General features: G+C 53.4%; 8 protein-coding genes and 2 tRNA genes. 1 reads left to right on the top strand and 9 read right to left on the bottom strand.

Annotated elements, in window-relative coordinates; genetic code table 11:
* Positions 1–61: 61 nt before the first annotated feature.
* The 4 genes from infB to INF86_RS13370 all read right to left on the bottom strand — a co-directional run bounded on the left by infB (position 62) and on the right by INF86_RS13370 (position 5,041).
* Complete coding sequence (infB, locus tag INF86_RS13385) at positions 62–2,749, bottom strand: translation initiation factor IF-2 (protein ID WP_022649517.1); 2,688 nt, start codon at positions 2,747–2,749, stop codon at positions 62–64.
* A gap of 24 nt (positions 2,750–2,773) precedes the next feature.
* Positions 2,774–4,276 (bottom strand): transcription termination factor NusA, encoded by a 1,503-nt coding sequence (gene nusA / locus INF86_RS13380; protein WP_003861798.1) that lies wholly within the window; start codon positions 4,274–4,276, stop codon positions 2,774–2,776.
* Between the two features lie 28 nt (positions 4,277–4,304).
* The gene (gene rimP / locus INF86_RS13375) at positions 4,305–4,757 is read right to left on the bottom strand and encodes a ribosome maturation factor RimP (RefSeq protein WP_014833432.1); all 453 of its coding nucleotides are present in this window, start codon (positions 4,755–4,757) and stop codon (positions 4,305–4,307) included.
* Positions 4,758–4,964: 207 nt separating this feature from the next.
* Positions 4,965–5,041 (bottom strand) — tRNA-Met (locus INF86_RS13370).
* 287 nt (positions 5,042–5,328) lie between these two features.
* Here INF86_RS13370 and argG point away from each other — a divergent pair.
* Entirely contained in the window at positions 5,329–6,675 is a 1,347-nt protein-coding gene (gene argG / locus INF86_RS13365) for an argininosuccinate synthase (protein ID WP_022649518.1), read from the top strand.
* 187 nt (positions 6,676–6,862) lie between these two features.
* Here the strand turns inward: argG and INF86_RS13360 are convergent.
* From INF86_RS13360 to ftsH, 5 genes are all read right to left on the bottom strand, one after another.
* Positions 6,863–6,949: transfer RNA gene (locus tag INF86_RS13360), tRNA-Leu, on the bottom strand.
* A gap of 9 nt (positions 6,950–6,958) precedes the next feature.
* Positions 6,959–7,291, bottom strand: coding sequence for a preprotein translocase subunit SecG (gene secG / locus INF86_RS13355; RefSeq protein WP_003861803.1), 333 nt, complete (start codon positions 7,289–7,291; stop codon positions 6,959–6,961).
* A 222-nt stretch (positions 7,292–7,513) separates the two neighbouring features.
* Entirely contained in the window at positions 7,514–8,851 is a 1,338-nt protein-coding gene (glmM, locus tag INF86_RS13350) for a phosphoglucosamine mutase (protein ID WP_003861804.1), read from the bottom strand.
* The gene (gene folP, locus INF86_RS13345) at positions 8,844–9,692 is read right to left on the bottom strand and encodes a dihydropteroate synthase (protein WP_045622101.1); all 849 of its coding nucleotides are present in this window, start codon (positions 9,690–9,692) and stop codon (positions 8,844–8,846) included. The genes glmM and folP overlap by 8 nt, the downstream gene beginning before the upstream one ends.
* Before the next feature lie 98 nt (positions 9,693–9,790).
* A complete protein-coding gene (gene ftsH / locus INF86_RS13340) occupies positions 9,791–11,725 on the bottom strand; it encodes an ATP-dependent zinc metalloprotease FtsH (RefSeq protein ID WP_003861810.1) in 1,935 nt (644 codons plus the stop codon).
* Between the last annotated feature and the right edge of the window lie 26 nt (positions 11,726–11,751).

The raw sequence follows: 11,751 nt of genomic DNA, 5'->3' as shown, positions 1-11,751 counted from the left end.
TTACTGCCGGGTGGCGCTTCGCTTACCCGGCCTACGCTAATTAATCTTCAGTTGACGAAGATTACGCGATGGTACGCTGAATTTCGATGATCTCGAACACTTCGATCATATCGCCAACGCGAACGTCGTTGTAGTTCTTAACACCGATACCACATTCCATGCCGTTACGAACTTCGTTAACGTCATCTTTGAAGCGGCGCAGGGATTCCAGCTCACCTTCGTAGATAACCACGTTGTCGCGCAGTACGCGGATTGGGTTGTGACGCTTAATGGTCCCTTCGGTAACCATACAGCCCGCGATCGCACCGAATTTCGGTGATTTGAACACGTCACGTACTTCAGCCAGACCGATGATCTGCTGTTTCAGCTCAGGAGACAGCATGCCGCTCATCGCTGCTTTCACTTCGTCAATCAGGTTATAGATGACGGAGTAGTAACGCAGATCCAGGCTTTCAGCATCGATAACTTTACGCGCAGATGCGTCAGCACGAACGTTGAAGCCAACGAGGATAGCGTTGGACGCGGCTGCCAGGGTTGCGTCGGTTTCGGTGATACCACCTACGCCAGAACCGATGATCTTCACTTTCACTTCGTCGGTAGACAGTTTCAGCAAGGAGTCGGAGATCGCTTCCACAGAACCCTGTACGTCCGCTTTCAGAACGATGTTCACTTCGTGAACTTCGCCTTCAGTCATGTTGGCGAACATGTTCTCGAGTTTAGATTTCTGCTGGCGAGCCAGTTTCACCTCACGGAATTTACCCTGACGATACAGCGCCACTTCACGTGCTTTCTTCTCGTCACGTACCACGGTTACTTCGTCACCGGCAGCCGGAACACCGGACAGGCCGAGGATTTCCACTGGGATGGACGGACCCGCTTCCAGCACTTCCTGACCCAGTTCGTTACGCATCGCACGAACGCGACCGTATTCGAAACCACACAGAACGATGTCGCCCTTGTGCAGAGTACCTTCGCGAACCAGAACGGTTGCAACCGGACCACGACCTTTATCCAGGAAGGATTCGATTACCGCGCCGCTCGCCATACCTTTACGAACCGCTTTCAGCTCCAGAACTTCAGCCTGAAGCAGGATAGCGTTCAGCAGGTCGTCGATACCGGTACCTGCTTTTGCAGATACAGGGATGAACTGCGCTTCACCGCCCCACTCTTCCGGCATAACGCCGTACTGTGACAGTTCGTTCTTAACGCGATCCATATCGGCTTCTGGCTTATCGATTTTGTTGACTGCAACAACCAAAGGCACCTGCGCCGCTTTCGCGTGCTGGATAGCTTCAATGGTCTGTGGCATCACGCCATCATCGGCAGCAACAACCAGAACAACGATATCCGTTGCCTGAGCACCACGAGCACGCATTGAGGTAAACGCTGCGTGGCCTGGGGTATCCAGGAAGGTGATCATGCCGTTTTCGGTTTCTACGTGGTAAGCACCGATGTGCTGGGTAATACCACCCGCTTCGCCGGAGGCAACCTTAGTAGAACGAATGTAGTCAAGCAGAGAGGTTTTACCGTGGTCAACGTGACCCATGATGGTCACAACCGGTGCGCGCGGTTCAGCCGCTGCGCCCGTATCACGGTCGCTCATTACTGCTTCTTCCAGCTCGTTTTCACGACGAAGGATAACTTTGTGGCCCATCTCCTCGGCAACCAGCTGTGCGGTTTCCTGGTCGATGACCTGGTTGATGGTGGCCATTGCGCCCAGCTTCATCATCGCTTTGATGACCTGAGAGCCTTTCACCGCCATCTTGTTAGCCAGTTCGCCAACGGTGATGGTTTCGCCGATCACAACGTCACGGTTAACGGCCTGAGCTGGCTTCTGGAAGCCCTGCTGCAGAGCGGAACCTTTACGCTTACCGCCTTTACCACCGCGAACCGCTGCACGTGCTTCTTCACGGTCAGCTTTAGATTCAGCGTGCTTGTTACCTTTTTTCGCAGGACGCGCCGCTTTTGTACTGCGAGTACGGCCACGACCACCTTCAACTTCACGGTCGTTATCGTCTTCTGCCTGACGTGCATGCTGAGAGGTGGTGACGTGATAATCGCTGTTGTCTTCAGTTGGTTCAGCGGTATTCACACCGTTCTTCTCGTTTTCTTCTGCCATGCGACGCGCTTCTTCGGCGACGCGGCGAGCTTCTTCTTCAAGCTTGCGGCGGGCTTCTTCTTCCGCTTTACGCTTCAGCTCGGCAGCTTCATTTTCACGGCGGGCTTTTTCAGCCTGGGCAGTTTTGGTCATTTCGTCGGTCTGTTGATTGCTCACTTTGTCTTTTTCCGCAGCGTCACGCTTCGCTTTTTCACCGGCGTCGCGTTTCGCTTTTTCTGCGGCCTCACGTTCAGCTTTTAATTCTGCTTCGCGTTTAGCAGTGGCTTCTGCCTCACGCTGAGCTTGTTCTTCCGCTTCACGCTGTGCCTGCTCTTCCGCAGCAAGGCGTTCTGCCTCTTGCGGATCACGTTTTACAAAGGTGCGCGTCTTGCGGACTTCAATTTGTACCGATTTGCTTTTGCCACCGGTACCAGGGATGTTCAACGTGCTACGCGTTTTGCGCTGCAGCGTTAACTTGTCAGGCGTAGAGCCGTGTTCACGGTTCAGGTGCGCTAACAAGGTTTGTTTTTCTTGCGCGGTCACCGAGTCATCAGCGGCCTTCGGGATCCCTGCATCAGCAAATTGCTGTACCAGGCGGTCCACGGAGGTCTGAATCTCAGCAGCCAGCGATTTTACAGTTACATCAGTCATGCTGTTCCTTCCTGCTACAGTTTATTACGCTTCGTCGCCGAACCAGCAAATATTACGTGCGGCCATGATGAGTTCGCCGGCTTTCTCGTCGGTTAAACCTTCGATATCAGCCAGGTCATCAACGCCTTGCTCAGCGAGATCTTCCAGCGTACAAACACCACGGGCAGCCAGCTTGAACGCAATCGCACGATCAAGACCTTCCAGATTCAGCAGGTCATCAGCCGGCTTCTTATCGCCAAGGCTTTCTTCCTGAGCCAGCGCCAGGGTGGTCAGTGCGTTTTTAGCGCGTTCACGCAGGGCTTCAACGGTTGGTTCATCCAGACCGTCAATTTCCAGCAGCTCTTTCATTGGCACGTAGGCCAGTTCTTCCAGCGTAGAGAAACCTTCTTCAACCAGCACAGTGGCGAAGTCTTCGTCAATGTCCAGGTATTTGGTGAAGGTATCGATCGCCGCGTGGGCTTCAGCCTGATGCTTGGCCTGAAGGTCATCAACGGTCATCACGTTGAGTTCCCAGCCGCTCAGCTGTGACGCCAGACGTACGTTCTGACCGTTACGGCCAATCGCCTGCGCCAGGTTGCCCGCTTCTACAGCGATATCCATGGTGTGTTTGTCTTCGTCAACAACGATAGACGCCACATCAGCCGGTGCCATTGCGTTGATCACGAACTGCGCCGGATTGTCGTCCCACAGAACGATATCAATACGCTCGCCGCCCAGTTCGGTAGAAACCGCCTGAACACGTGCGCCACGCATACCGACGCAAGCACCGACCGGGTCGATACGCTTGTCGTTGGTTTTCACCGCAATTTTCGCACGGGAGCCCGGATCGCGGGCCGCCGCTTTGATTTCGATAACTTCTTCGCCGATTTCCGGCACTTCGATACGGAACAGTTCAACCAGCATTTCTGGTTTAGAACGCGTCACGAACAGCTGTGCACCACGTGCTTCAGGACGTACGGCATACAGCACACCACGAATACGGTCGCCTGGGCGGAAGTTTTCACGCGGCAGCATGTCTTCACGCAGGATAACGGCTTCAGCGTTACCCGGCAGCCCTTCGGATTTGATCTCCAGAGAGATGTTATCGCGGTTCACTTTCTTCACCACGCCAGTGATGATTTCGCCTTCCTGATCGCGGAACTGATCGACAACCAGCGCGCGCTCGGCTTCGCGAACTTTCTGCACGATAACCTGCTTCGCGGTCTGGGTGGTGATACGGTCGAAGGTGACAGATTCAATCTGATCTTCAACGTAATCACCCACGTTCAGACTTTCGTCTTCAAAACGTGCCGCTTCCAGGGTGATCTCTTTGGTCGGTTGGGTCACTTCTTCAACGATTACCCAACGACGGAATGTATCGAAGTCACCGCTTTTACGATCGATTTCTACGCGAACATCGATCTCTTGTTCGTATTTTTTCTTGGTTGCTGTAGCCAGTGCACTTTCCAGCGCTTCGAAAATCTTCTCACGCGGCAGTGATTTCTCGTTGGAGACGGCTTCAACAACAGCCAAAATTTCTTTGTTCATCGCGGGCTTTTCACCTCAATCCAGACTGTTAAAAGTGGGGAACCAGGTTCGCCTTCTGGATATTACTCAGCGCGAACACTTCATCTTTGCCTTCGACTGTCACCGTGATCATTTCACCATCAACGGCTTTGATAATTCCCTGCCATTTACGGCGGTTCTGTACGGCCATACGCAGAACGAGAGCCACTTCTTCACCGGTAAAGCGCACATAGTGCTCGGCCGTGAACATCGGACGATCGAGGCCAGGTGAGGAAACTTCCAGGTTGTACGCAACGGTAATCGGATCTTCAACATCAAGAACCGCACTCACCTGGTGGCTGACATCAGCACAATCATCAACATTGATGCCATCTTCACTATCAATATAGATGCGCAGCGTCGATGTGCGGCCGCGAACGAATTCGATGCCGACCAGTTCGTAGCCCAGTGCTTCGACCGGTGCAGTAATCATCTCTGTTAATTTTTGCTCTAATGTGGACAAGCCCACCCCCAAGACATAAAAAAAGGGCGTAAAGCCCAGTTATTCTGTAGTCAGATAACAAAAAACCCCGATAAATCGGGGCTTTAGATAACTGAACCCTATAGCCACAACTGTGGCCTGGAGCACTTTCCGAAAGAATTTTTTCAAATCCAGCTACGAAGGCTCTAAGTCTTCACAGTATATTTGAAAAAGAACTTTATAGGAAAGTGGTTGCGGGGGCCGGATTTGAACCGACGACCTTCGGGTTATGAGCCCGACGAGCTACCAGGCTGCTCCACCCCGCGCCTGAAACGTGGCAAATTCTACGCGTTTTGGACAGAATTTGCAAATAATGCTGGGATTTGGTACCGAAGACGGGACGTAAAATCGGCGTTTAGTATATTGATAGTTGACCCCACCTGTCAACCCAGCTTCTGCCAGACAGAACAGACCAATTTTTTTACAAAAAACGCACGAGTCTCTTTCGGTCTTCGACAAAAGATGATTAAATGAATACTCACTTATTTTGCATAAAAATGCACAAGAGAGCGAAAGCGGTCTCTAATCAGTCAATCAAGCAGGGTTTTATTCTATGACGACGATTCTCAAGCATCTTCCGGTAGGACAACGTATTGGCATCGCTTTCTCAGGCGGCCTGGATACCAGCGCTGCACTGCTGTGGATGCGCCAGAAGGGAGCGGTTCCGTATGCATATACTGCGAACCTGGGTCAGCCGGACGAGGAAGATTATGACGCGATCCCTCGTCGTGCCATGGAGTATGGCGCAGAGAACGCACGTCTGATTGACTGCCGTAAGCAACTGGTCGCTGAAGGCATTGCCGCTATCCAGTGCGGTGCTTTTCATAACACTACCGGCGGCCTGACCTATTTTAATACCACTCCGCTGGGTCGTGCTGTCACCGGCACCATGCTGGTCGCCGCCATGAAAGAGGATGGCGTGAACATCTGGGGTGATGGCAGTACCTATAAAGGCAACGATATTGAACGTTTCTATCGTTACGGTCTGCTGACCAACGCCGAGTTGCAGATCTACAAACCGTGGCTGGATACCGACTTCATCGACGAACTGGGTGGCCGTCATGAAATGTCTGAGTTTATGATTGCCTGCGGCTTTGACTATAAGATGTCCGTTGAGAAAGCCTACTCAACCGACTCCAACATGCTGGGTGCGACGCACGAAGCGAAAGACCTGGAATTCCTGAACTCCAGCGTAAAAATTGTTAACCCGATCATGGGCGTAAAATTCTGGGATGAGAACGTGAAGATCCCGGCGGAAGAAGTGACCGTGCGTTTCGAACGCGGTCATCCGGTTGCCCTGAACGGTAAAACCTTCTCAGACGATGTTGAACTGATGCTGGAAGCAAACCGCATCGGCGGTCGTCACGGTCTGGGTATGAGCGATCAGATCGAAAACCGTATCATCGAAGCGAAAAGCCGTGGCATTTACGAAGCTCCGGGGATGGCGCTGCTGCACATCGCTTACGAGCGTTTGCTGACCGGTATTCACAACGAAGACACCATTGAGCAGTATCACGCTCATGGCCGTCAGCTGGGCAAACTGCTGTATCAGGGTCGCTGGTTTGATCCACAGGCGCTGATGCTGCGTGACGCCCTGCAACGTTGGGTGGCGAGCGCAATCACCGGCGAAGTGACGCTGGAACTGCGTCGCGGCAATGATTACTCCATCCTCAATACCGTGTCTGACAACCTGACCTATAAAGCAGAGCGTCTGACCATGGAGAAAGGTGAGTCAGTATTCTCTCCGGACGATCGTATTGGCCAGCTGACCATGCGTAACCTGGACATCACCGATACCCGTGAGAAGCTGTTCAACTATGTTGAGAATGGCCTGCTCTCCGCGAATTCCGGTAATGGTCTGCCGCAGGTTGAGAACCTGGAACACAGCGATAAGAAGTAATCGACAGCAAGACATGTAAAAGGCGCCCAATGGGCGCCTTTTTTGTGGTCTTCGTAGGCCCGGTAAGCGCAGCGCCACCGGGCAAAACGGCGGGCGGCGCTGCGCTTACCCGCCCTACAATAGATCGGAAACACAGAATGTACAGACGAAAAAAAAGACGTCTTGCGACGTCTTTCTTCTGGAATATTGGTACCGAGGATGGGACTCGAACCCACAAGCCCGTTAGGGCACTACCACCTCAAGGTAGCGTGTCTACCAATTCCACCACCTCGGTACTGAATACTTACTGCGGGATATCGCTGGTTGGCTTAGCCGGTGCAGCTGGCTGAGTTTGCTCAGTTTTTGCTGGCGCGCTCAGGTTTTCCCACTCGCTTCCTTTACTGGTCTTGTTGCTGTTGATATTGCCCAGCACCAGACTGATGATGAAGAACAGCGTAGCCAGAATCGCCGTCGTACGGGTCATGAAGTTCGCAGAACCACTTGAACCGAACAGCGTACCGGAAGCGCCTGCTCCGAAGGAGGCTCCCATATCAGCGCCTTTACCTTGCTGCAGCATAATCAGCGCTACGAGAGCGATGGCTACAATAAGGAAAATAACTAAAAGAGCTTCGTACATAATCAACCTGTTCCTTGCGGATTTGCCGCATACCAATGCTTCGACCAATTAGCAGGATTTTGTTTCCCACTGAAGCGGGTGTGAATACTAACCAAAGCGAATCACCTTCGCAAGGGCATTTTCGAGGCATTGTATCAACTGCGGAAAAAAACAGCAAAAAGCCATTAATTGCTTAAAACAAAGGCGGCAAACGCCGCCTTTTTAAACACTTATTCTGAAAGATTATGCAGCTTTCACTGCATCCGCAATGCGGTGCGCAAATTCAGTTACCTGCGCTTCGTCTTCACCTTCCACCATCACGCGGATCAGCGGCTCGGTACCCGACTTACGCAGCAGGACGCGTCCACGGCTGCCAAGCGTCGCTTCCACCTCTGCCATCACCGCTTTCACGTTATCATTTTCCAGCGGGTCGCCTTTACCAGCGGTGAAACGCACGTTCACCAGGATCTGCGGGAACATTTTCATGCCGCTGCACAGATCGTGCAGGCTCATATGGTTACGCGCCATCGCGGCAACAACCTGAAGCGCCGCCACAATGCCGTCACCGGTGGTGGTTTTATCGAGCAGGATCACGTGGCCGGAGTTTTCCGCGCCAATGCGCCAGCCTTTTTCCTGAAGTTTTTCCAGCACGTAGCGGTCACCCACTTTCGCGCGAACAAACGGGATGCCCAGCTGTTTCAGCGCCAGCTCCAGACCCATATTGCTCATCAGCGTGCCCACCGCGCCACCGCGCAGTTGCCCCTGACGCAGGCCTTCACGCGCAATGATGTAGAGGATCTGATCCCCGTCGACCTTGTTACCTTCGTGGTCAACCATGATCACACGATCGCCATCACCATCCAGGGCAATACCCAGATCGGCTTTTTCAGCCAGTACACGCGCCTGCAAGGCACGCACGTCTGTCGCGCCGACTTCTTCATTGATGTTCAGACCGTCCGGCTCGCAGCCGATGGTGATCACTTTCGCACCCAGCTCGCGGAAAACATTCGGCGCAATGTGATAGGTCGCACCGTTTGCACAGTCCACCACAATTTTGAGGTGTGCCAGGCTCAGTTCATTCGGGAACGTGCCTTTGCAGAATTCAATGTAGCGGCCTGCGGCATCGACAATACGGTTGGCTTTACCCAGCTCAGCGGAGTCGACACAGGTGATCTCTTTCTCCATTTCCGCTTCAATCGCCTCTTCCACGTCATCCGGCAGTTTAGTGCCGTCGATGGAGAAGAATTTGATACCGTTGTCATAGAACGGATTATGAGAAGCTGAAATGACGATGCCCGCTTCCGCACGGAAGGTACGAGTCAGATAGGCAACAGCAGGGGTCGGCATTGGCCCCGTAAAGGAAGCTGAAAGCCCCGCCGCCGCCAGCCCGGCTTCCAGCGCGGACTCCAGCATATAACCCGAAATACGGGTATCTTTACCAATAATGATCTTACGGGAGCCATGACGCGCCAGTACCTTACCCGCCGCCCAACCCAGCTTCAGGACAAAGTCAGGGGTAATTGGCGCATCGCCTACGCGCCCACGGATGCCATCGGTACCAAAATATTTACGATTACTCATAGCGTTTGTTTTCCTTCGCTGCCAGTGTGGCTTCCACCACACGCATGGCTTCTACTGTTTCTTTTACGTCATGGACGCGAATGATGTGTGCACCTTGCATCGCGGCAATCACCGCGCAGGCCAGACTGCCGCTCAGACGTTCGTTCGGCCCGATATTCAACAACTGACCAATCATCGATTTTCTCGACATTCCCACCAGCAGTGGCAGGCCGAACTGATGAAACTCTGATAAGCGCGCAAGCAACGCGTAATTGTGTGAGAGATTTTTACCGAAACCGAAGCCCGGGTCGAGCAGCAATTTCTCTTTTGCGATACCCGCACGTTCACAGCGTTCGATATGCTCAATAAAGAAGCGGGTGACGTCGGCAAACACATCTTCATATTTTGGCGCCTCCTGCATTGTCTTAGGCTGGCCCTGCATATGCATCAGACACACCGGTAGCCCGGTTTCAGCGGCGGCTTCAATTGCGCCCGGCTCGGTCAGCGAGCGGATATCATTAATAATGTGAGCACCCACTCTCGCCACTTCACGGATCACTTCGGGTTTGGAGGTATCAACGGAGATCCACACTTCAAAGCGCCGGGCGATAGCCTCCACCACCGGCACCACGCGCGCCAGCTCTTCTTCCACCGAAACCTCCGCCGCGCCAGGCCGCGTTGACTCCCCTCCAACGTCAATGATGGTGGCACCCGCGTTGATCATTAAATTCGCGTGTTTAACCGCGTCGATAAGCGAGTTATGCGTGCCGCCGTCAGAGAAGGAATCAGGCGTGACATTCAGGATCCCCATCACATGCGGATGTGAAAGGTCGAGATGCGAGTCCTGGGCGAAGAGTTTCATGGCTAAATCCCTGTTATTTGCATGGTTATATAAAAAAGAAAAACCCCGGAGCACGCTCCAGGGTTTGATGTACAGACAAACGCTTCAACAGCAGTGACTTACTTGTCGCCCAACTGCTCTGACATGGTGTTGCCCGGGTTTGGCGTACGCGGTTCATCGACCGGACGCGGTGCACGCGGGGTGCCATTGTTGTCAGAATTGTTAGACGCGCCTGGGTCTTCCCAGCCTGCTGGCGGACGCACTTCGCGGCGAGCCATCAGGTCGTCAATCTGCGGCGCATCGATGGTCTCATATTTCATGAGCGCATCTTTCATCGAATGCAGGATGTCCATATTGTCGTTCAGGATCTGACGGGCGCGAGCGTAGTTACGCTCAATCAGCGCTTTCACTTCCTGGTCGATGATACGAGCCGTTTCATCGGACATATGTTTCGCTTTTGCCACGGAGCGGCCCAGGAATACTTCGCCCTCTTCTTCTGCATAGAGCAGCGGACCGAGTTTGTCGGAGAAGCCCCACTGGGTCACCATGTTACGTGCCAGGTTTGTCGCCACTTTAATATCGTTCGACGCACCGGTGGAAACATGTTCCGCACCGTAGATGATCTCTTCTGCCAGACGACCGCCGTACAGGGTTGAAATCTGACTTTCCAGCTTCTGACGGCTGGCGCTGATCGCGTCACCTTCAGGCAGGAAGAAGGTCACACCCAACGCACGACCGCGTGGAATGATCGTCACCTTGTGTACCGGATCGTGTTCCGGGACCAGACGACCGATAATCGCGTGGCCCGCTTCGTGATATGCCGTGGACTCTTTCTGCGCTTCCGTCATCACCATGGAGCGACGTTCCGCACCCATCATGATTTTGTCTTTCGCTTTCTCAAATTCCACCATGGACACTACACGCTTGTTACCGCGAGCGGCAAACAGTGCTGCCTCGTTGACCAGGTTAGCCAGATCCGCACCGGAGAAGCCTGGAGTACCACGCGCGATGATTGCCGCGTCGATATCTGGCGCCAGCGGTACGCGACGCATATGCACTTTCAGGATCTGTTCACGACCACGAACATCCGGCAGACCGACCACAACCTGACGGTCGAAACGGCCTGGACGCAGCAGCGCAGGGTCGAGTACGTCTGGACGGTTAGTTGCCGCGATAACGATGATACCTTCGTTACCTTCAAAGCCGTCCATTTCAACCAGCATCTGGTTCAGGGTCTGCTCACGTTCATCGTGACCACCGCCCAGGCCTGCGCCACGCTGGCGGCCAACGGCGTCGATTTCATCGATGAAGATGATGCACGGTGCTGCCTTCTTAGCCTGCTCGAACATGTCACGCACACGAGATGCACCGACACCCACGAACATTTCAACGAAGTCAGAACCTGAAATAGTAAAGAACGGGACCTTCGCTTCACCCGCGATGGCTTTTGCCAGCAGGGTTTTACCGGTACCCGGAGGGCCGACCATCAGGACGCCTTTCGGGATCTTACCGCCCAGTTTCTGGAAACGGCTCGGCTCGCGCAGGTATTCAACCAGTTCACCCACCTCTTCTTTTGCTTCGTCACAACCTGCTACGTCAGCAAAGGTGGTCTTGATCTGGTCTTCCGTCAGCATACGCGCCTTGCTCTTACCGAACGACATGGCACCTTTGCCACCACCGCCCTGCATCTGGCGCATAAAGAAGATCCAGACACCGATAAGAAGCAGCATCGGGAACCAGGAAATGAAGATAGAAGCCAACAGGCTTGGTTCTTCCGGCGGCTCGCCTACCACTTTGACGTTTTTGGTCAGAAGGTTATCAAGCAGCTTAGGATCGTTCACCGGGATGTAAGTCGTGTAACGGTTACTATCTTTCTTGGTAACGTTGATCTCACGTCCGTTGATACGCGCTTCGCGAACCTGGTCCTGATTGACCTCTTGCAGGAAGGTAGAATAATCCACCTTGCGGCCATTCGACTCGCTGGGCCCAAAGCTCTGGAAAACTGACATCAGCACAACGGCAATGACCAGCCAGAGTATTAGGTTTTTCGCCATGTCACTCAAGGGATTAACCTCATATT

This window comes from Enterobacter cloacae complex sp. I1M (genome assembly GCF_014982425.1).
In the GTDB taxonomy this organism is placed as follows: domain Bacteria; phylum Pseudomonadota; class Gammaproteobacteria; order Enterobacterales; family Enterobacteriaceae; genus Enterobacter; species Enterobacter intestinihominis.
The sequence above is the reverse complement of the archived record's forward strand: the minus strand, read 5'-3'. Positions and strand labels throughout refer to the sequence as shown.

Bases quoted from the DNA above. Each gene is read 5' to 3' on its own strand.
- ftsH (WP_003861810.1), bottom strand. From the start codon at position 11,725: ATGGCGAAAAACCTAATACTCTGGCTGGTCATTGCCGTTGTGCTGATG.
- glmM (WP_003861804.1), bottom strand. From the start codon at position 8,851: ATGAGTAATCGTAAATATTTTGGTACCGATGGCATCCGTGGGCGCGTA.
- infB (WP_022649517.1), bottom strand. From the start codon at position 2,749: ATGACTGATGTAACTGTAAAATCGCTGGCTGCTGAGATTCAGACCTCC.
- argG (WP_022649518.1), top strand. From the start codon at position 5,329: ATGACGACGATTCTCAAGCATCTTCCGGTAGGACAACGTATTGGCATC.
- folP (WP_045622101.1), bottom strand. From the start codon at position 9,692: ATGAAACTCTTCGCCCAGGACTCGCATCTCGACCTTTCACATCCGCAT.
- nusA (WP_003861798.1), bottom strand. From the start codon at position 4,276: ATGAACAAAGAAATTTTGGCTGTTGTTGAAGCCGTCTCCAACGAGAAA.
- secG (WP_003861803.1), bottom strand. From the start codon at position 7,291: ATGTACGAAGCTCTTTTAGTTATTTTCCTTATTGTAGCCATCGCTCTC.